The organism is Micromonospora sp. NPDC003197, from assembly GCF_053590565.1.
This window is the reverse complement of sequence record NZ_JBSFTE010000008.1, coordinates 22,315-42,857: the sequence shown is the minus strand read 5'-3', so window position 1 is coordinate 42,857 and position 20,543 is coordinate 22,315. Positions and strand designations below refer to the sequence as shown.

Genomic DNA, 20,543 nt, shown 5'->3' with positions numbered 1-20,543 from the left:
CGAGTGAAGTACCTGCTGCTGATCTATCAGAACCGGGATTCCTGGAACGCCCTGCCCGAGGCGGAGCGTCTCGGGGCGATGGCCGAGGCCGAGGCGATCATGAAGGAACTCACCGAGGCCGGCGAGTGGATCAGCGGGGAGGCGCTGACCGACCCGTCCCAGGCCCGTACGTTCCGGCCCCGCGACGGCGTGCCGGTGCTGACCGACGGGCCGTTCGTCGAGGCCAAGGAGCAGTTGGCCGGCTTCTGTCTGCTGGAGTTCGAGAGCCCGCAGCGGGCGGCCGAGATCGCTTCGCGCTGGCCGGATGCCCGGTACGCCGGGGTGGAGTTGCGGCCGCTGATGGGCCAATCCGGGTCGGAGATGTGAGGACCGACGGTCACGTCGAGGGCCTGCTGCGCGAACTCGCGCCCCAGGTCCTCGGCGTGCTCGTCCGGCGGCACGGGCAGTTCGAGGAGTGCGAGGACGCGGTCCAGGAGGCCCTGCTCGCCGCCGCTCTCGGCTGGCCGACCGAGGGGGTGCCGGACAATCCCCGGGGCTGGCTGATCACGGTCGCCACCCGCCGATTGACCGACCAGTGGCGGGCAGTGGCGGCCCGGCGCCGCCGGGAGGAGACGGCCGCCGCGCGGATGCCGCCCGACGAATTCGTTGCCGCAGGTCCGGACGTCGATCATCCGGCGGACCGGGACGACTCGCTGGTCCTGCTCTTCCTCTGTTGCCACCCGGCGCTCTCCCCGGCCTCGCAGATCGCCTTGACGCTGCGGGCGGTCGGCGGGTTGACCACGGCGCAGATCGCCGCCGCGTTTCTCGTGCCGGAGGCCACCATGGCTCAGCGGATCAGCCGGGCCAAGCAGCGGATCCGCACATCCGATCTGCCGCTGCGGATGCCCGAGCCGGCTGAGTGGGACGATCGGCTGCGCGTGGTGCTGCACGTGCTCTATCTGATCTTCAACGAGGGATACACGGCCACGTCCGGGTCCCGGCTGGAACGGGTCGAGCTGTCCGCCGAGGCGATCCGGCTGACCCGGGCGGTGCATCGGTTGCTGCCCGACGACGGTGAGGTGGCCGGGCTGCTGGCCCTGATGCTCTTCACCGAGGCGCGCAGCCCGGCCCGGACCCGACCGGACGGCAGCCTGGTTCCGCTCGCCGAGCAGGACCGGAGCCGGTGGAACACCGCGTCCATCGAGGAGGCCCGCGCCCTCATCACCGGGACGCTGGCCCGGTCGCCGGTCGGGCCGTACCAGTTGCAGGCGGCGATCGCGGCGGTGCATGCCGACGCGCGTCACCCGGCGGAGACCGACTGGCGACAGATCCTGGCCCTGTACCGGCTGCTGGAGCGAATCTCGCCCAGTCCCACGGTGCGGCTCAACTGTGCGGTGGCGGTGGCCATGGTGCATGGCCCACAGGCCGGGCTCGACCTGTTGGCGACGCTGGACGCCGACGGCGGATTGGCCGGGCAGCATCGCCTCGACGCGGTCCGGGCCCACCTGCTGGAGATGGTGGGGGAGTTGGTGGCGGCCCGGGACGCCTACCGGCGGGCGGCCCAGCGTACGACCAGCCTCCCTGAGCAGCGCTACCTCGACGCGCAGGCTGCCAGACTGGCGGTCGCTACCGAGGTGGTGCAGGCTACCCGGATGGTGGTCGATCCCAAGGTGGTGCAGTCGGGTCGGCTGGCGGTCGAACCCGGGGCGGTGCGAGGTGCGGCGGACACACCGGTGGCGGGGTCAGGGGCGGGCGTAGCGCAGTAGCAGGGTGCCGTCCGGGGTGGCCAGGGCGTGCCGGAGGGTCAAGTCGCGCGGTGGGCTGAGCGGCCCGGCGGTGATCCGGCCGGCCCCCGGCCCGGCCAGGATCGGAGCCACGGTCAGGCAGACCTCGTCGACCAGGTCGGCGGCGGTGAGCGAGCCGAAGAGCAGCGGGCCGCCCTCACAGAGCACCTGGTGGAGTCCGCGTCGATGCATCTCGGCCAGTCCGGCGGCGAGGTCGACCCGGTCCGTACCGCAGCGGACCAGGTCGGCGACGTCGGAGAGGCCGGGCGGTGCGGTGGCGGATGCGCAGGTGAGCACCAGGGGGCGGACCGGGGCGTCGGTGAAGGCGGCGAGGGTGGGGTCGAGGTCCAGGGAACCGGAGACCACCACCAGCGTGGGATATTCGGGCAGCCCGTGCGTCTGCCGCCAGGCACGGCGGCGCGGATCGAGGCGCAACGCCCGATAGCCCTCGATGCGCAGGGTGCCGGCACCGACCAGCAGGGCGTCGCAGACCATCCGCAGGATTCCGAAGACTCGCTTGTCGGGCTCGCTGGAGAGGCCGGCGGAGTAGCCGTCGATGGTCACCGCGCCGTCGAGGCTCGACACGAAGTTGATCCGCAGGTGCGGGTGTGCGGTACGGCCGTACCGGTTGATCAGGTCGGTCTCGCCGAGCGGACCTGCTGGATCGGGCATAAGTTGGCCGATCGGGATATTTCCGGTCATTCGCTGGCCGGACCAGTGACCGGAGGGGTCGGTACGGGGGTACGGTGCTGGCAGTCGCACCAGTTGTGGCCCCGGCAGTCGTCGTGCCGCCTGTCTCGGCACGCGCGGCAGATCATGCGGGAAGCTTAGCCCGAAGGATGGGAGACCATGCCGCGTCAGATCTTCCAGCTGAAGGTGTCCCTGACCGATGTCACGCCGGCCGTGTGGCGGCGGGTGCTGGTGCCCGGCGGTTACACCCTGGACCGGGTACACCGGGTGATCCAGCACGTGATGGGGTGGCGGGACTGCCATCTGCACTGTTTCGACATCGACGGGTTGCAGTATGGCGAGCCGGATCCGGACGGTGAGTCTGCTCTGCGCGACGAGTTGGACGCCCGGTTGGACGCGGTGGTGGGCAAGGGCAGTCGGTTCCGCTACACCTATGACTTCGGTGACTGGTGGGAGCACGGGCTCGTCGTCGAGGACGTTTTCGGTGCCGATCCCGATGAGCGTTACCCGGTCTGCATCGACGGGGCTCAGGCCTGCCCGCCAGAGGAGGTCGGCGGCCCCTTCGGTTACCGGGTCTTCCTGACCGCAATCGCCGATCCGACCCATCCCGATCACGGCCTGATGCGCGGCTGGATCGACGGTCGGGAGTTCGATCCGGCCGCCTTCGACGCTGGCCGAGCGACGACGCTGGCCCGCCGACTGACCTGAGCGGCACCAGTCGGCCTCCGGCTTTTGAGTCGCCCCTGCCACCTGAAGCGATCCTGCCGATTTCCGGCCGGTAACGAAATGGGAACGCTCCCAACGACGCATTGACACCTCTGCGGCGTCCCGTGCACCCTTCATGGGAGCGCTCCCGGCTGGTCTGTGGTGGTGAGTCATGGATGCCCAGCGAAGCGGTGTGGCGCCAATGGGTTGCACCAACCACACCCACCCACCACGACACCTGAGAGGGGTCAGGATGAGCGTTACCAGGCGCGGCGTGCGCGGTATCGCCGTGGTCGCTCTTGCCACGAGCATGGCTCTGGGCACCGCGGCATGCAGCAAGGACAGCGGAGGCGGTGACAGCGCGGACGGCCAGGTGACCGTGGTCCTGCAGTACTTCGGCTCGCCCGGCTTCGACCAGGCGGTCGCCGACTTCCAGGCCAAGAACCCCGACATCAAGGTCGACGCCCAGAACATGGGCCAGCTCAAGGACTTCCAGCCCAAGCTCGTCCAGTGGCTGGCCACCGGCAAGGGCGCGGGCGACGTGGTGATGCTGGAGGAGGGGCCGCTACAGGGCTACCTCCAGGACCACAAGAACTTCGCCAACCTGCTCGACCTCGGTGCGGCCGAGCTGGAGAGCAGCTTCCTGCCGTACAAGTGGTCGAACGGATTCACCGCCGACAAGAAGAAGCTCGTCGGCCTCGGCACCGACGTCGGCGGCCTGGCCATGTGCTACCGCTCGGACCTGTTTGTCAAGGCCGGCTTCCCCACCAACCGGGACGAGGTCAGCAAGCTCTGGCCGACCTGGGAGGCGTACGCGGCCAAGGGTGCGGAGTTCAAGGCGAAGAACCCGGGCGCGGCCTGGATCGACAGTGCGACCAGCATCATGCAGCCGTACATCATGCAGAACTCCGACACGTGGTTCTACGACACCAGCAACAAGTTCATCGGCGACACCAACCCGGTGGTCAAGACGGCCTGGGACTACGGGCTCAAGCTCAGTGCCGACGGCCTCACCAGCAAGCTCACCCGCTGGCAGCCGGACTGGGACGCGTCGTTCAAGAAGAGCTCCTTCGCCACCGTGCCCTGCCCGGCCTGGATGACCGGTGTCATCGCCGAGCGGGCCGGTGAGGAAGCCAAGGGCAAGTGGGACGTGGCCGCGATCCCGGGTGGCAGCGGCAACTGGGGTGGCTCCTATCTGGCGATCCCGGAGCAGAGCACCAAGAAGAAGCAGGCCTTCGAGCTGCTGAAGTATCTCACCGGCAAGGACGGCAGCCTGTCGGCCTTCAAGGAGAAGGGCAACATGCCCTCCAGCGTGCCGGCGCTGGACGACCCGCAGTTCAAGGACTCGACCAACGCGTACTTCAGCAACGCGCCGACCGGGACCATCTTCGGCAGCAGCGTGAAGCAGCTCAAGCCGATCTACCTCGGCCCGAAGCACCAGCAGCTGTGGGAGAACATCTTCGAGCCGCAGATGCAGGCCGCCGAGCAGGGCCGGTCGCCCGCTGACGCCGCCTGGCAGAAGGCGGTCCAGGACGGCCGAAAGCTGGCCGAGGGCTAGGCATCGTCTGGTGGCGCCCGTACCCGTGTCGGTACGGGCGCCACCGGCCCGCCCAGCCCACGTGACTGCCGCCCGCGAGAGCGTTCACGGAAGGAACGTTCCCATGCCCGACCCCGTCCGTACTGCGGAGTCTCCACCCCGCGCCACCGCGCCGCCCGCGCAGCCGGAGCGTCCCCGGCGTACCGCCCGCCGGGTCGGTCGCTTCGGCCAGTTCGACACCAAGGCATCGCCCTACTTCTACATCGCGCCGTTCTTCGTCCTGTTCGGCCTCTTCGGTCTCTTTCCGTTGATCTACACGGCGTACGTGTCGTTCCGGGACTGGTCACTGACCGGTGGGGACAACGGTTTCGTCGGGTTGGCCAACTACTCGGAGATGCTCACCGACGACCGGTTCTGGAACGCGCTCTTCAACACCTTCGGCATCTTCGTCGTGGCGACCGTGCCACAGCTGATTCTCGCCCTGCTGCTGGCCAACTGGTTGAACAAGAAGCTGCGCTTCCGTACGGCGTTCCGGATGGGCATCCTGCTGCCCAACATCACCTCGGTGGCGGCCGTCGGCATCGTCTTCGGCTTCATCTTCGCCGACCGGTTCGGCCTGCTCACCTGGCTGTTGGACGTCGCCGGGCTGGACCCGATCGAGTGGCGTAACAGCCGGCCGGCGGCCTGGACCGCCATCTCGATCATGGTCGACTGGCGGTGGATCGGCTACAACTCGCTGATCTACCTCGGCGCGATGCAGGCGATCCCCAAGGACATCTACGAGTCCGCGTCACTGGACGGGGCCTCACCCAGCCGCCAGTTCTGGCGGCTGACCGTACCGCTGATCCAACCGACGATCGTCTTCACCGCCATCATCTCCACCATCGGCGGCATGCAGCTCTTCACCGAGCCACTGCTGTTCGGCTACGGACGCATCCAGGGCGGGGCGTTGAACGAGTTCCAGACCATCGCCATGTACATCTACGAGCGCACCTTCGACAGCAACTACGACTACGGCTACGGCTCGGCGATGTCGTGGACGCTGTTCCTAGTGATCATCCTCTTCGCGCTCGGCAACTTCCTGGCGGTACGCCGCTCGCTGAGGGGGTCGACGAAGTGACCACAGTGACCGCCAAGTCAACTCCGGCCACGCCACCGCCGCCACCCTCGTCCCAGGCCGGTGGGCGCCCGCCCGGACGCGCCGGTTGGTTCCGTCGCGGCGCCGATCGGTTCCGTCGGAGCTCGGGGCGGCTGTGGGAGGCGAGCCCGCTGACCTACCTGGCGCTGGTCGTTGCCTGCCTGCTGTCGATCTTCCCGATCATCTGGTCGTTCATCGTCGCCTCACGAGACAACAGCGCGATCTACGACATCCCGCCGCCGCTCGTCCCGGGCGGCAACTTCCTGGAGAACACGTCCCGGCTGCTCGCCAACGAGCAGGCATCGTTCCTCATTGGGCTGGTCAACTCGCTGTTCGTCTCCACCATCGTGACCATCTCGGTGGTGTTCTTCTCCACCCTGGCCGGGTTCGCCTTCGCCAAGCTGCGGTTCCGGGGCGCCAACGCGCTGCTGTTGGTCATCGTCCTGACGATGATGGTGCCCACCCAGCTCGGTCTGATCCCGCTCTACATGGTCATGATCGAACTAGGCTGGATCGGCACTCTCCAGGCGGTGATCGTCCCGTTCCTGGTCAAGGGGTTCGGGGTCTTCCTGATCCGGCAGTACGCCCAGTCGGCGATCAGCGACGAGCTGATCGAGGCAGCCCGGGTGGACGGCTGCTCCACCTGGCGGATCTACTGGAACATCGTGCTACCGGTGCTGCGTCCCGCCGCCGGTGTGCTGGGTCTGCTGACCTTCATGGAGACCTGGAACGAGTTCCTGTGGCCGTACATCGTGCTGGACAGCAACACCCCGACCGTGCAGGTGTCGCTCAAGATCCTCTCGACCGGCAACTACACCACCGACTATGCCCAGGTCTTCACTGGTACGGCGCTGGCGATCGTGCCGCTGCTCCTCGTCTTCATCGTCTTCGGTCGCCAGATCATCGGCGGCATCATGGAAGGTTCCATCAAATCGTGACCGACCTTGTGACCCCGCAGCAGCTTCCACCCGTCGACCCGGCCGGCACCGCCCCCGCCGACCGCCTCGTCTTCCCGAACGACTTCCTCTGGGGGGCGGCCACCGCGGCCTACCAGATCGAGGGAGCAGCCGACGAGGGCGGCCGGCTTCCGTCGATCTGGGACACCTTCAGCCACACCCCGGGCCGGGTGAAGGAGGGCCACACCGGGGACGTCGCCTGCGACCACTACCACCGGTACGCCGACGACGTGAAACTGATGGCCGAACTGGGGCTCAAGTCGTACCGGTTCTCGGTGGCCTGGCCCCGGGTGCAGCCCGGCGGCACCGGCCCGGCGAACCAGGCCGGACTGGACTTCTACCGTCGGCTGGTCGACGAACTGCTCGACCACGGCATCGAGCCGTGGGTGACCCTCTACCACTGGGACCTGCCCCAGGCCCTGGAGGACGCCGGGGGCTGGGTGGTCCGGGACACCGCCGCCCGGTTCGCCGAGTACGCCGAGCTGACCCATGCCGCCCTCGGGGACCGGGTGCGCTACTGGACCACGCTCAACGAGCCCTGGTGCTCGGCCTTCCTCGGCTACGGTTCCGGCGGCCACGCCCCGGGGCGGGAGGACGGTGGAAACGCCATCCGGGCCGCCCACCACCTGATGCTCGGTCACGGGCTGGCCGTACGGGCGATGCGTGCCGCCCAGCCGGACAACAACTTCGGCGTCACCGTCAACCTCTACCCGGTCTCGCCGCAGCGCGGCGCGACCACCGAGGCCGACCTCGACGCCGTACGCCGCATCGACGGCCTCGCCAACCGGATCTTCCTGGACCCGATCCTGCGCGGCGAATATCCGGCCGACGTACTGGACGACCTGCGCGGGGTCACCGACTTCGGGCACGTCGAAGACGGCGACCTGGAGATCATCTCCACGCCGCTGTCCCTGCTCGGCGTCAACTACTACAACCGGTACGTGGTGGCCGGGGCGGACCCCGCCGACGGCGCGCCGGTCGAGGCGTACCGCAAGCCGTCCTGCTGGCCGGGGAGCGAATGGGTCCGGTTCGGTGCCGCCGGGCGCCCGGTCACCGACATGGGCTGGGAGATCGACGCGTCGGGCCTGCTGGAGATCCTCCAGCGGATCCGCCGGGAGTACACCGATCTGCCGCTCTACGTCACCGAGAACGGGTCCGCCTTCGTCGACGAGCGCACCCCCGACGGCGGGTACGACGACACCGACCGGCTGGGCTACTTCGACGCCCACCTGCGCGCCTGCCACCAGGCGGTCGCCTCCGGGGTGCCGCTGCGCGGCTACTTCGCGTGGTCGTTGCTGGACAACTTCGAATGGGCCTGGGGCTACACGAAGCGGTTCGGCATGGTGCACGTCGACTACGACACCCAGCTGCGTACCCCGAAATCAAGCGCAAAATGGTACGCCGAGGTGATCCGGCGTAACAGCCTGGCCGCACAATAGGGCGAAGCCGGTCAGCAAGCAGGGCAGCCGGTGTCGACCCGAGCCTTGGGTTGGCGCCGGCTGCCGGACGTCGGAGGAGCAACCGATGACAACCCAGCGCACCCGCTCGCTCGGGCGTCCCACCCTCGATGCGGTCGCCGCTCGTGCCGGAGTCGGCCGGGGCACGGTGTCCCGCGTCGTCAACGGCTCGCCGCAGGTGAGCCCGGAGGCCCGGGCCGCCGTTCAGCAGGCCATCGAGGAGTTGGGCTACGTGCCGAACCGGGCGGCCCGAGCGTTGGTCACCCAGCGTACGGACTCGGTGGCGTTGGTGGTCTCCGAGTCGGGGGACCGGGTCTTCACCGAGCCGTTCTTCGCCGGCATCGTGCGCGGCATCAGCTCCGGGCTGCTGGAGACGCCGATGCAGCTGTGGCTGGCCATGGCCCAGTCACCGGCCGAACGGGAGCGGGTCGAACACCACCTGACCAGCCAGCACATCGACGGGGTGCTGCTGCTGTCGCTGCACGACGCCGATCCGCTGCCGACTCTGCTCGCCGAACGGGGCCTGCCCACCGTGCTGGGCGGTCGGCCGGCCCGGATGCTCCAGCCGGGGGCCCAGTTGGCGCACTTCGTGGACGTGGACAACACCGGGGGTGCCCGGCAGGCGGTGGAATACCTCTTCGAGCGGGGGCATACCCGGGTGGGCACCATCGCCGGCCCGCAGGACATGGGGGCCGGGCTGGCCCGACTGACCGGCTACCAGGAGGCGGTCACGACCAGCGGTCGTACGGTCACCGACGATTTGATCGCGTACGGCGACTTCAGCGAGGGCAGCGGTACGGCGGCGATGCGGGACCTGCTGACCCGCTGCCCGGACCTCGACGCGGTCTTCGCCGCCAGTGACCTGATGGCCTTCGGCGCGCTGCGGGCACTACGGGAGGCGGGGCGGCGGGTGCCCGACGACGTGGCCGTGGTCGGCTTCGACGACGCCCCGATCGCCCGGCAGGCCGAGCCGCCACTGACCACCGTGTTCCAGCCGGTGGAGGAGATGGGCCGGCAGATGGCCCGGTTGCTGGTGGCCCGGATCCGGGGCGAGGAGGAGCAGCCACCCTACGTACTGCTCGACACCCACCTGGTTCCCCGCGAATCCGCCTGACCCACCCCCCACCCGCCCGTGCACGGGGCGGAGGATGCCGCCGCGTCAAGGGTGAGTTTTTGCAGTTGGGACATGCTGCGGCAACAGGGGCGAAATGGTCAACGGGCAGCCTGTTCCCAGGCTCACCGGCGTAAGCGCGCCGGTCCGTCGACCAGAGGGGCAGAGATGTTGCTGAGGGTACGGGTGACGATGCCGGACCGCCCGGGCTCGCTCGGCCAGGTGGCCCGCACACTGGGGGTCGCCGGAGCGGACATCGTCCAGGTGGTGGTGCTGGAACGACTGGGCGGCCGAGCGATCGACGACTTCACCGTCGTGTGGCCCGGCATGGCCCGGGTGGAGCGCCTGCTCGCCGGGCTCGCCGCCATCCCCGGAGTACGGGTCGACGGCGTGTGGCGGGCGATCGGCGCCCCATCCAGCGGCGGCCAGGACGCGGAACTGCTCGCCCAGGTGGCGGGCAACGCCAACGAGGGACTGGCGACCCTGGTGGATGCCGTACCCGGGTTGTTGGCGGCCGACTGGGCGGCGGCGGTGGTGGTCCCGACCGACTGGGCGGCCCGCAGCAGGTCGACCGGTGGCGGGGAACCGACCGTGGTGTACGCGAGCTGGCAGATGCCGGTCCCCCCGCACCTGCCGGAGGTGACCCCGCTACGTCCCCGGGCGATGGACGGCCCGGCCGGCACCCACTACGCCGCCGTGCCGTTCGGTCGGGCCGGGATGGTGCTACTGGTGACCAGGGTGGACAGCCCGGAGTTGCCGGCGGCCGGCTTCCACCTGACCGAGGTCGACCGGGTGGCGCAACTGGTACGCGCCGCCGCGGTGATCCTCGGTGACCGGATCGACCTGGTCAGTGCGACACCCGAGGCGGCGGCGACCGCCCTCTCCGACAGGTTCGACCCCGACACGTGGAAGGAGCCGTCATGACGTTGTGGCGGATCAGGGCGACCGTGGACGACCGACCCGGCTACCTTTCTGTACTTACCGCGAGTCTCGCCCTGCGTGGCGTGAACATCCTGACCATGCAGGTGCACACCACCGAGAGCGGCGCGGTGGACGACTTCCTGGTCGACGCGCCGAACACCCTGACCGAGCAGGATCTGGTGGCGGCGGTCGAACGCGGCCGGGGCCGGGACTGCTGGGTGGCCCGCAGCGAGGCCCGAGGACTCGTCGACCAGCCGACCCGGGTGTTGGGCCTGGCCAACCGACTGGTCCGGGACCCGGACACCCTGGGAGAACTCTTGCGCAGCCTGCTGGCGGCCCGCGTGGTGACCTGGCGACCAGAGCCGGTCCCGACGTCGACCCCGGAGTCGGCCCCGGAGCCGGTTTCGACGAGCGCCCCGGGGATCGGGCGGTCCGGCCGCGTCGATGGCGAGGCGATGTGGCTGGCCGATCCAGCGGGTGGCTGCTTCGAGGTACGGCGTGACGCGCCGAGCTTCACCCCGGCCGAGTTCGCCCGGGCCCAGGCACTGGTGGACCTGGCGGCGACGGTGGTACGCGGAGCCGCCGACCGGGTCACCCTGGTCCTGCCCGACGGGGCGGAGCTGACCGTACGGCCGGCCACCGTCGACGACCTGCCGGCCGTACGCGAGATGCATGAGCGGTGCTCGCCAGCCAGCCGGTACCGGCGCTATCTCACCGGCGGGGCCCGACCCACCGACGCGCAGCTACGTCGACTGCTCGAACCGGCGTACGGGCTGAGCCTGGTCGCCGTGTCGGCCGGAACAGTGTCGGCCGGAACAGCGGGGGAGCCGGAGCGGGTGGTGGCGCTGGCCAACCTGGTGGCCGAGGGGGCGATGGCGGAATTGGCGCTGCTGGTGACGGACGCCTGGCAGCGCCGAGGGCTCGGCGGCGCGTTGCTGCGCCGGTTGACCGTGCACGCCGACCGGGCCGGGTACGCCGTGCTCGTGGCACACACCCAGGCCGACAACATCGCCATGCTGCGGACGCTGCACCGGCTGGCCGGCCCGCGACAGATCGAGCGAGACGGCAGTTTACTCACCGTGACTGTGGCGCTGGCCGACGGCGCGGCCGGCGTCGGGGACGGCATCGGCCACCGGGAGCAGGCTGATCCGGCACAGGCACCTGCCGCCGTCGAGGTGTAGCAGGGGGGAGACTCCGGTGGTCCGGTCCTGGTTCGGGGCCGGACCACCGGAGTCGGTCCAAGTCGACCGGTGATTGCAGCCGACGGGCGGATCGGTTGAAGGTGACGGGCGGATCAGGTCGCCGGGTAGCTGTGGTAGTCGGGGAAGTTGCCGAAGAGCCGACCATCGGGCCCACTCACAGTGACCGCGTGGACCAGCAGGTCACCACCGACGAACGCGCCCTTCCAGGACGCGCCCCGACCGCCGAACGGCTCCTCCCGGTCGCCCCGGGAGCGAGGCTTGTTGATGCCCACCTTGAACGCCTGGAGGTCGACGGCCAACTTCGCCGCCAACTCCTCGTCGTCACAGGCGAGACTGGCCACCAGCGCGCCGTTGGAGGCGTTCATCGCGGCCAGCAGTTCGTCCTTCGTGTCCACCACCACGATCGTGTCGACCGGGCCGAACGGCTCGGCGTGCATCAGTCGGGACCGGCCGGGTGGGGCCAGCAGCACCGACGGGGCCACGTACGCCGAGGTGTCCTGTCCGTCGAGGAACGGCGCCCCGTCGAGCCGGCCCCGGTGCAGCGGGACCGCGCCACCGCGTACCGCCTCCTCGACCTTGCGGCGTAGCTCGTTGGCCTTGGCGGCGCTGATCAGCGGTCCGAAGTCGAGCTCCGGCAGCGGGTCACCGGCGGTCCAGTCGCCACCGACAGCGAGCGGGTGGCCGAAGCGTACCGAGCGGACCACCGGCAGGTACATGTCGAGGAACTGGTCGACCAGATCCCGCTGTACGACGAACCTCGGGTACGCGGTGCAGCGCTGCTTGCCGTACTCGAAGCCCTTCTTGAGGTGGGCGGCGAGGGAGTCCCACTGAGAGAAGTCCCAGATGCCCCAGGCGTTGAGCCCTTCCTGCTCGATGAAGTGACGCTTGTCCGAGTCGAGCAGGGCGGCGGCGACCTTGCCGCCGTTGGACCGGCCGCCGACGAAGGCGACCGCGCCGATCTCGGGGGCCCGGACCAGCACCTCGGAGAGTTCCTCCCCGCTGCCGGAGAGCAGTGTGGCGGGCAGCCCGGCGCGCCGCATCAGCGCGTGTGCCACGGTGAGGCAGACCGCCCCGCCCTGGGACGGGGTCTTGGCGATCACCGCGTTGCCGGCCAGGATCTGCACCAGCTCGGCGTGGACCAGCACGCTCATCGGGTAGTTCCAGCTGGCGATGTTGCTGACCGGGCCGGGCAGCGGCTCCCGGCCGTCGGCGAGCATCCGGTCGATCTCCTCGACATACCAGCGCACCCCGTCCAGTGCCCGGTCGACGTCGGCGCAGGCCAGCCGCCACGGCTTGCCGATCTCCCAGACCAGCAGCAGGGCCAGCAGGTCCCGGTGGGCCGACAGGTCGTCGAGCGCCCCGACCACCCGGGACTTCCGTTCGGCCAGCGGGGTGGCCGCCCAGTCGCGGTGCTCGGCGGCGGCGAACCGTACGGCGGCCAGCGCCGAGCCGGCGTCGACTCGGGGCAGGTTGACCAGAATGGTGCCGTCCACCGGGGTACGCACCGGTGTCGGCATGCCGACCGACTGCCAGGCACCCTGCACCAGGTTGCGCAGGGTGGTCGGGTGTGCCGGTCCCTCGGCCGGTTCCCGGTCGAATGCTTCGGGTGTCGCGGCGACCGCACGGGCGAGGGTCTCTGCCCAGCTCGTGCCTTCGGCAAGGCGTAACGCCATCGCTGCCTCCTTGGACGTGACCAGTGGAAGCGGCGGCGTCGATGGCACCGCTGATCTATCGGTACTGTCCCCCAGCCGGGCCCGGGTCGGCAACCGTACGCCCGTATCCCAGGACAGAACGGTGAGGACTTATCCGCCCGCTGGCCGGTGTTGGCTCGCGACCGGAGCGGGCTACGTCTGGGGTGGAGCTCGGGTTCGTCTTACACAAGCGTTCGAAGGTTGGACTGTCGCGAACATGATCGACGAAGGAACGGTGCGGTATCAGCGGGCGGATCAACAAGAAGGAGGGGCTTGTCACTGAAGTTACCGGCCGCGCCCGGCTGGGGGTCACTGCGCCTTGGCGCCGTTTGGGGTTGAGCGGTAGGTGGCTGACAACAGGTCGGGTACGTTGACCAACGCATCGTTAAGCAGCTTGATGACCTCGTCAGCCTCATGCGTTTCCAGTGGCTGCCCAATCCGCCCGCTGTGCCGGAGTATTTCATCGAGACGGGAAGCGAGAAGGTCGATATTCGACTTGTCTTCGGCCACCACGTATTGCTCAATAACGCTGGCCAGATGCTCGTCGGTCAGGTGAGCTGCGGCATGCGCAAGAGGGCTACGGCGAAGCCGGTCTATTACCGCGATCCACCGTTGGGTCAGTTGGTCGGTCCGCTGTGCTCGTCGTAGGAGCAACTCATGCTCCCCCTCCTCTTGGATTCGTTGCAGGTGGATTGCTCGGAGTTGCTCGCGTACCTCCGTATCGAGGCGGACCCGGACCTCGGGCTGGCAGCGGAGCACGAGACCCCGCCGTTCGTATGTACGGTGAGTACGCGACAGTTCCCGGTTGAGGCGGTGCTCGAGTTCACCGGCCTGTTGCGGGTGGAAATGCCGTGACAGCTCAGCGGCCTGCCTCTCGATATCCCTCCTTGCGATGTCGGCAAACTGCAATGCCCAGGCGCCCAGCACGTCCTCACGTACCTCTTCTGCTTGCCAGGTCAGCAGCACGTGGATTTCGAACGTAAAGACGAACCCTCGTGCTGGCACGATGATGGGCTGGGATAAGCGATGTCGTTGGCTGATCCTCTCTGGGGCGGCTCGTCGAATCGGCGATGGTGGACCAGCCAAGAGGCGGAGTGCGGCGGACCAGAGGTTCCTGAGCCAGGATCTCAGGCCTCGCCAGCAACGGACGAGGGCATTCGTGGTTGCGGTAGCGGTGGGCGAGGTCATCGATACCTCCGGACTTAAGCGGCCGAAGCGGATGGGGATAGGGCACCGGCTCGCGATAGCCAGTAGGTGAATCGTGGTTGCACGCTCGGGTCGAGCACGAGCCTCCGGAGCAGGGCGCGGAAGGCCTCCGCAGTTGGTGGGTACGTCCGGAAGGATCGCAGCCAATGGCCCAGTTGACGCCAACCGCTCTCGGCGAGGTCCGGATCCAAGAGAACGAGGCGCCAGAGAACCGCCGTGTCTTCCAGAGCCTGAGGAGACGTGCCGGCCATTGAGAGCAACGGAAATCGGCCCGGGGAGGGAAGCTCTGACGCGATCAGCAGGCGGAACGATCGGCCAGCTGCAGCCGCGAGGGTTGGGTCCCCGCTTTGCGCCCACCTGTTAAGAAGAACCAACATTGGGGCATGGCCTACATCTCCGGTTAGCCGAGCGACCGCCTCCGCGACCTCGTGACCAAGATAACCGTTGGCATTGCGAGCGACATACGTAAGATCGCGCAGCAACTGGCTGTGATGCGGTGGTCGGAAGCCCATAGACCATGTCTTGGCGGCCGTGTCGCGCTCGAACGCCGCATTAGACTGGGCGAGTAGAGAGATTTTTCTATTTACTTGTCTGCTGATCCGGTCGCTCGCCGATGTGCCGCGCGTTGCCGATTCGGCAAGATTTATTGCGGCCACCAGGGCGGCGGCAGCGGCTTGGCGGAGGGGCGGCTTCCGATCTTTGGCCCACTTGCTGATCATGCTGTCGTAGACCTGGTCAAAGTCGTGACAGGCAAATCCGGCAGCAGCGACCGCTGCGCAGTTCTTGAAATCCTCTGCGGGGTGAGTGGCCAGCGCGTCTACCCAGCCGATAAGTGCCGGTCGACTATTGTCGAATTCATTCCAGCTAACTTCCAGCAGTGCTCGGACCATGTCTGGTTCGACGTGAGCCATTCGGGTTGCCACGTTTGGTCGGGGATGTCCTATTGCTTCTTCCTTGTCCCAGTCGCCGGTGAGCTCGTTGCCTAGCAGCACGGGGAGACTGTGTACCAGTGCGGGCCGGCAGATGGCGGGATGGGCGAAGAGTTCATCTAGTTTCTCCAATAAGAGCCCGGCGGCATCTGTCACGTGGGCGATCGGATGGCCGGAGAAGACCGCGTATGCCACCCGTAGGGCCCGACGGTGCTGCAGCTGACGATGCTGATAGTCGCCCTCGGCTGCAGGCGTCTCCAGGATGGTGCGTGCACGAATGCGCCGCCGCTTCTCCCCGGAGGGAAGTAGGGCCGCCAGCTCTTCATTGCTCCGTGGAAGTCTTGTTGCGATCGTTTCCGCCTGCTGCGCGCACTCTCGGGGTTGAGTCAACAGCTTTACGCCGCTTCGAAGGAGGCTGTTCTTCATGAGTTTCCGTGCGTAGCGGATTCCGCACCGGTTGTTGCAGCCGTCGTCGTCGATGCAGTGGCCGTATAGGTGGTAGACAAGATGTCGACGGAACATCACCGCCGGATCGAAGTTGGACCTGTGAAACACCTCGGCGTGGTGCAGTACGTCGTTTGGCCTGTCTAGATCTCGGACCAACACCGCACTCGCTTCGTGCGTCTCGAAAGTCCGCTCCAAAGCTCGGATAAGTCCGGCAGTGGTGTTGGCGCCGAGTCGGATGATATAGCCATGTCCCTTTTGTAGGAGATCCTGATGGTTTCGTAGCTGCAGAGGATCGATGGGATCCGGGAGCATGATTTCCCGGATGTTCTCCTGGCCTCGCCGAGTCGCAAGTGCGGCACAGGCGGTACTCAGGCGTCCACTGCCAACCGGGCCTGCCAAACCGGCCACCGGGCTTCGGTGCAAGCGTTGTGCCAGGTCGTCGAAGCAAGGGGGCTTGACAAATGTGGCTACCTTGAGCTTGATGCGGCGGATGGGGTCAGCGCTCAATCGCACGCGATCGTCGGTGCCGAAGTTGAAGATGCTGCCGGCCATTTGCGCATAGTCGCCGTAGACGGTCGGCCCTTCGTTTCGGACATCGTCGAACCGGTAGTACTTACCTTGCCCGGGCATCCACGCTCTGAGTGTCGGATTGGACTGCACGAAGTCGGCAGAGCGGTGGGATCCCGCACTCTCCACAGGATCCTCTGACTGGTCCTCTTCCTCTTCGTCCTTTTCGTGGGCCTGCACGATTTGTAGATTCGCGACTGCCCCTGCCTCCTCCTGGGCAGGCTCAGATTCCTCTGCTTTCGCGGTGCGCTTTGGGTCATCCGCGCTCGGATTGGGCACGATCGTTACCGCCGCGTCAGCCCCAGCGTCAACCAGCGATGGCTTTTTGTCAGGAGAAAGGTGGGATGTCACAGGTCTCCCTCCTTGTCGTCGACCCACACCGACGCGCCGAAGGCACGGCCATGGTCGCCATACACTGTGGGCCCGTTGTTGGTGACGGTCCCGAAGTTGAACCTGCTTCCACCGGACGGATCCACTGCCGGCTGCGTTGTCTGTCTTCCGCGACGGCGAGCAGCGCCCGAGCTACCCGAGGCGCTGTGGTTGATGTTTTCGTCCGGCACGAACACCCATGCCTCCTCTGCAAAGGACTTCACCTCTGCACGTACTCGGCGGAAGCGGTCTCGGCGGATTCCGCTGTAGGACTGGCTCACCACGTCACGGTGGATGGCGGCCGACACGATGAGCGCCACTCCAGCGTCGGGAAAAGAAGCCAGTGCCTTTCGTACCGGTTCTGCGTTGACCAACCGTGCAGCTGTAACGACCGCCTTGCCAGCAAAGCCGTTCTCCGCTGGCGTTACCAGGCCTTGGTGGAGGGCGACGCGCATCCGGATGCGTGCGTGATCCGCAGCTTGCCGATTGTGATCGCGCAGGACTCGGTCCATTGCCGGCACAAGTTCAGCGATGATCCTCGGCTCCGAGGTTCCCGGCGGGAAGATCGCAAACTCGCCGTCCCCGTTCGCCTGGGTTACCCAGCCGTTCCTGTCCAGTCCGCAAAGCTCTGCAGAGTCTCGCATGATCCTCTGGAAGTTGCTCTGGGCGTGGAACTGTCCCATGTCGTCGTTCCTGCTGTAGCTCTCCATGTCCACGAACATGATCAGCCGCCGGTCGGGCTGCGCTGCCGGTGCCATCTCATCCTCCTCATGCCCCGTCTCGCCTCTCTAGCCTGCGGGGACATGTCACTTATAGCGATGCGTGGCGTTGGGAATGCCATCGAAATACGGGTTTCAGGAAGCAGCTCTGCTGTCAGCCTTGCGTCAAGCCGTACTTCGACGGGTTGGGCCGGAAACGTGGTGGCTTCACTGGAGTCATGAGCACCTCCCAGTCCGCGGGCCCGACTCGTCCCACCGACGTGGAACGAGCGTTGACGACTGCTCGCTTACATCAAGACTCGATCCAGCACGCCGATGCCAAGATCGCAAGGCTCGCAGGCATGTACGGGGTGCTGGTGAGCCTCATCGTCAGTACACTGCCCAGTCGATCCGACCTGTCAGGTACGCCCGGGATTGGCATAGTGGCGGGCCTTGCCGGCGTAGTGTTCATTAGCTCGTCGGTCGCCGGTGCACGGCAGTTGGTGCTCGGCTTCCGTCCAGTGGTAACCGGGCCAAGAAGACCAAACCGATTCGGCTTTCCTGATTATCAGTCACCACCTAGCATTCCGGCGGTTGGTCAAGAGAGCACCGAAGCGTGGCAGCTCGTGATGCTGCTCGGGCAGATCGCACACAGCAAGCACCGCCGGGTGCGGTCAGCGCTCCCATGGACCTTCGCCGCAGTCGTCTCGGCAACGTCATGGCTGGTCCTCACCGCACTCCTCTGATCGACGCCCCCTTGCTTGAACACCTTTTGCCGGGTTGACCGATCGGCCAGAATGGCTGAGGTGTTGACGCGGCTACTACGGGTGAAGCGTCGGCACTCCCGCCAGCGAACGGGGTGCTGACATGCGATACGACCAGGACGAACCACGAGACCCATCGCAGTGGATCTCGGGGTCCCTGCTCAGCTGCCTGACTCCGGCTGTCCGCGCCGCGCTTCTCGCCATCGGTACGGCCGTCAGGGTGGAGTCGGGAGATCGAATTCTCCGCGAAGGTGAGGAAGGCACCCACATGGTGTTGCTGCGCGATGTGTTGACGAAGGTGACCGTCAACATGGCGAACGGCCGCCAAGCGCTCTTGGCAATCAGGGTCTCGGGCGACGTTGTGGGCGAAGTCTCGGCGCTGAGCGGCACCACGCGCACCGCCACGGTTACCAGCTGTGGCAGCGGGCTGGTTAACGTCATCCACAAGCGGGATTGGCATCCCTTTCTGCACTGTCGCCCTGAGGCAACGCTCGCGTTGGCGGGCATTACGGCGGCCCGTTTCCACTGGGCAAACCAGCGGAGGATCGATCTCGCCTCTTATCCAGCGAAGGTCCGAATTGCTCGGATCATGGCCGAGTTGTCGATGGTCCACGGAAAACCGGTCCCGGCCGGTCGAACCCTTGGCGTCACGCTGACTCAGCCGGAGTTGGCAACGTTGAGCGGTGCAGCGGAACCGACCGTGGAAAAGGCATTGCGTGAACTACGGCAGGCTGGGGTGCTTAAGACGGGATATCGTCAGATCATCGTGCGTGATCTGGTGCGTCTGCGGCAGGTCGGGCGCATGTCGAATGTCCCACATGAGTAGAGCAGATGTCTGCCGCGGTGGGCACCGACGGCCAGGTCGAGACGCTCCTCGATCCGCCCCGCGGGGTGGTAGCGATGGACGTGCCGCTGAACCTGTTGACTGCGGGTCGGTTCGGTGGCGCGCCGACCGAACCCGCGCCGTTTCCAGCCCGACCGCTCATCTTGCTGGCGGTGGGGCCACTGGCCGGGCTTGCTGGCCTACTCCTCGCTGCCGTGGCGATGCTGATCTGGTGGCTACGACACCGACGTCGTCTGGTCCCGGTGACGCGGGCGAGCCGCGTACGTCGACCAGAGCAGCAACCACCAGGGCGGCAGCAGTAGCGCGACGGCCAGTAGCCAGGGCAGCCGCCACCACGGGGACGGGCCGCCGGCCGGGGCGACCGTGTCGGCGGTCGGCACGATCCAGCCGGTGGCCGTCAGTGACCAGGTGAGGAAGGCGTCGCCGACCGGGAGCACACCGCCGAGGTAGCGGCGCTGGTCGTCGTACTCGATGGCCAGACCGGTCGTCTCGGCCAGCCCGGTGAGCGCGTTGGCGCTGCGTCGGTCACCGAAGAGCACCGCGTCGCCGAGCGCCACGGCACTGGCCGACGCGGACAGCCCGAGGATGAGCGGCCCGGAGTCCACGTCCCCGGGCAGGTCCACACCCTGCGGATGCTCGCGGAGCCCGGGAGCACCGGGCACGTCCGAGGCGAACAGCTCCCGGAACCGGGCCCAGTCGCGGGTGGCCTCGACCGGATACACCTCGCGCAGGAACCGCAGCGCCATCGTCTGCGAGGTGGCCCGCGCACCCTCCACCGGCTGACCGTCCGCCGGGTCGACCCGGTGCGGAAGCAGACCGGTGGCCGGGTCACGTCGGGCGTCGGCGGCGGTCAGCCAGCGGCGGGTCAGCTCGGTGTACGTCGTGCCGCCGGTCAGGTGGTCGGCGAGTCGTACGGCCGCGATCCCGACCGTGCTGTCCACCGGCCAGGCCTGTCCCGGGTAGGCGGGCAGGAACGGCGAGCCGGTCGAGGCGAGTTGCCGGTCGAAGGCAGCGGCGAGCGCGGCGACGTCGCTGGCCAGGCGGGCTGCCTCGGCCGGCGCGGTGGCCGGACCACCGGCCAGACGGACCACCCCACCGCGCAGCCAGCTGCTCCAACCCGCGTGGAAGACGCCGTACGGCGGGTCGAGGCTGGGGGAGAACGGTGCCCGCCCAGCCTCGGAGTCGAGGGCGGCCAGTGCCCGCCGGGACTCGGTGAGCGCCTGGTCTCGCAGGTCCGGGTCACGGGTGCCGACATCCACCCAGGACAGCCCGTAGAGCACGTGCAGGAAGAAATACCCCTCGGGGAAGAGTCGCTGCATCTCCTTGTCCGCGCCACGGTCGATGGCGTGGCGCAGGAACGTCAACCGGGGTACGGCGTCGGCGACCACCTCGGCGCTCGTACGGTCCAATGGTGTACGGGCGTGCAGTCGTACGGTGAGGATCGTGGCCGCCAGGGTGGCGACCAGCGCGATCACGGCTGCGCCGGTGACGAGCACGAGTCGGCCGGCGCTGCGGCCAAGCTGACGTGAGTGGATGGTGGCGGACACC

The 20,543-nt window shown here is 67.8% G+C and carries 18 protein-coding genes; 12 read left to right on the top strand and 6 right to left on the bottom strand.

Going from position 1 to position 20,543, the window contains the following annotated elements; translation table 11 throughout:
• Positions 1-3 precede the first annotated feature (3 nt).
• Both ACWDV4_RS11165 and ACWDV4_RS11160 read left to right on the top strand, forming a co-directional pair.
• Positions 4-366, top strand: a complete 363-nt coding sequence (locus ACWDV4_RS11165; RefSeq protein ID WP_449976826.1) for a YciI family protein — start codon at positions 4-6, stop codon at positions 364-366.
• On the top strand, positions 363-1,745 hold the full coding sequence (locus ACWDV4_RS11160) for an RNA polymerase sigma factor (protein ID WP_449976825.1): 1,383 nt from the start codon (positions 363-365) through the stop codon (positions 1,743-1,745). The genes ACWDV4_RS11165 and ACWDV4_RS11160 overlap by 4 nt, the downstream gene beginning before the upstream one ends.
• Here the strand turns inward: ACWDV4_RS11160 and ACWDV4_RS11155 are convergent.
• Positions 1,722-2,465: a pyrimidine reductase family protein gene (locus tag ACWDV4_RS11155; RefSeq protein ID WP_449976824.1), complete on the bottom strand. Its 744-nt coding sequence runs from the start codon at positions 2,463-2,465 to the stop codon at positions 1,722-1,724. The two genes, ACWDV4_RS11160 and ACWDV4_RS11155, sit on opposite strands and share 24 nt — an antisense overlap.
• 147 nt (positions 2,466-2,612) lie before the next feature.
• On the opposite strand from ACWDV4_RS11155, the gene ACWDV4_RS11150 reads away from it, so the two are divergent.
• From ACWDV4_RS11150 to ACWDV4_RS11115, 8 genes are all read left to right on the top strand, one after another.
• Entirely contained in the window at positions 2,613-3,161 is a 549-nt protein-coding gene (locus ACWDV4_RS11150) for a plasmid pRiA4b ORF-3 family protein (RefSeq protein ID WP_449976821.1), read from the top strand.
• 250 nt (positions 3,162-3,411) lie between these two features.
• Complete coding sequence (locus ACWDV4_RS11145; RefSeq protein WP_449976818.1) at positions 3,412-4,716, top strand: ABC transporter substrate-binding protein; 1,305 nt, start codon at positions 3,412-3,414, stop codon at positions 4,714-4,716.
• Positions 4,717-4,819: 103 nt separating this feature from the next.
• A complete protein-coding gene (locus tag ACWDV4_RS11140) occupies positions 4,820-5,815 on the top strand; it encodes a carbohydrate ABC transporter permease (protein WP_449976816.1) in 996 nt (331 codons plus the stop codon).
• A 131-nt stretch (positions 5,816-5,946) separates the two neighbouring features.
• Positions 5,947-6,771, top strand: a complete 825-nt coding sequence (locus ACWDV4_RS11135) for a carbohydrate ABC transporter permease (protein ID WP_449977200.1) — start codon at positions 5,947-5,949, stop codon at positions 6,769-6,771.
• An 8-nt stretch (positions 6,772-6,779) separates the two neighbouring features.
• Complete coding sequence (locus ACWDV4_RS11130; RefSeq protein WP_449977198.1) at positions 6,780-8,228, top strand: GH1 family beta-glucosidase; 1,449 nt, start codon at positions 6,780-6,782, stop codon at positions 8,226-8,228.
• An 85-nt stretch (positions 8,229-8,313) separates the two neighbouring features.
• Positions 8,314-9,360: a LacI family DNA-binding transcriptional regulator gene (locus ACWDV4_RS11125; RefSeq protein WP_449976814.1), complete on the top strand. Its 1,047-nt coding sequence runs from the start codon at positions 8,314-8,316 to the stop codon at positions 9,358-9,360.
• A gap of 165 nt (positions 9,361-9,525) precedes the next feature.
• On the top strand, positions 9,526-10,281 hold the full coding sequence (locus tag ACWDV4_RS11120) for an amino acid-binding protein (protein ID WP_449976812.1): 756 nt from the start codon (positions 9,526-9,528) through the stop codon (positions 10,279-10,281).
• Positions 10,278-11,459: a GNAT family N-acetyltransferase gene (locus tag ACWDV4_RS11115; protein ID WP_449976810.1), complete on the top strand. Its 1,182-nt coding sequence runs from the start codon at positions 10,278-10,280 to the stop codon at positions 11,457-11,459. Before ACWDV4_RS11120 ends, ACWDV4_RS11115 begins: the two co-directional genes overlap by 4 nt.
• 113 nt (positions 11,460-11,572) lie before the next feature.
• On the opposite strand, the gene ACWDV4_RS11110 is transcribed toward ACWDV4_RS11115, so the two are convergent.
• The 4 genes from ACWDV4_RS11110 to ACWDV4_RS11095 form a co-directional block, all read right to left on the bottom strand.
• Entirely contained in the window at positions 11,573-13,153 is a 1,581-nt protein-coding gene (locus ACWDV4_RS11110; RefSeq protein WP_449976808.1) for an aldehyde dehydrogenase family protein, read from the bottom strand.
• Between the two features lie 327 nt (positions 13,154-13,480).
• Complete coding sequence (locus ACWDV4_RS11105) at positions 13,481-14,137, bottom strand: hypothetical protein (protein WP_449976806.1); 657 nt, start codon at positions 14,135-14,137, stop codon at positions 13,481-13,483.
• A 236-nt stretch (positions 14,138-14,373) separates the two neighbouring features.
• Positions 14,374-16,671, bottom strand: a complete 2,298-nt coding sequence (locus ACWDV4_RS11100; protein ID WP_449976804.1) for a hypothetical protein — start codon at positions 16,669-16,671, stop codon at positions 14,374-14,376.
• The gene (locus ACWDV4_RS11095; protein ID WP_449976802.1) at positions 16,668-17,447 is read right to left on the bottom strand and encodes a hypothetical protein; all 780 of its coding nucleotides are present in this window, start codon (positions 17,445-17,447) and stop codon (positions 16,668-16,670) included. Before ACWDV4_RS11095 ends, ACWDV4_RS11100 begins: the two co-directional genes overlap by 4 nt.
• 179 nt (positions 17,448-17,626) lie before the next feature.
• Here ACWDV4_RS11095 and ACWDV4_RS11090 point away from each other — a divergent pair, with 179 nt between their 5' ends.
• The gene (locus tag ACWDV4_RS11090; protein WP_449976800.1) at positions 17,627-18,133 is read left to right on the top strand and encodes a hypothetical protein; all 507 of its coding nucleotides are present in this window, start codon (positions 17,627-17,629) and stop codon (positions 18,131-18,133) included.
• A 121-nt stretch (positions 18,134-18,254) separates the two neighbouring features.
• A complete protein-coding gene (locus tag ACWDV4_RS11085; RefSeq protein WP_449976799.1) occupies positions 18,255-18,977 on the top strand; it encodes a Crp/Fnr family transcriptional regulator in 723 nt (240 codons plus the stop codon).
• A gap of 233 nt (positions 18,978-19,210) precedes the next feature.
• On the opposite strand, the gene ACWDV4_RS11080 is transcribed toward ACWDV4_RS11085, so the two are convergent.
• On the bottom strand, positions 19,211-20,542 hold the full coding sequence (locus ACWDV4_RS11080) for a hypothetical protein (RefSeq protein ID WP_449976797.1): 1,332 nt from the start codon (positions 20,540-20,542) through the stop codon (positions 19,211-19,213).
• Position 20,543 lies beyond the last annotated feature (1 nt).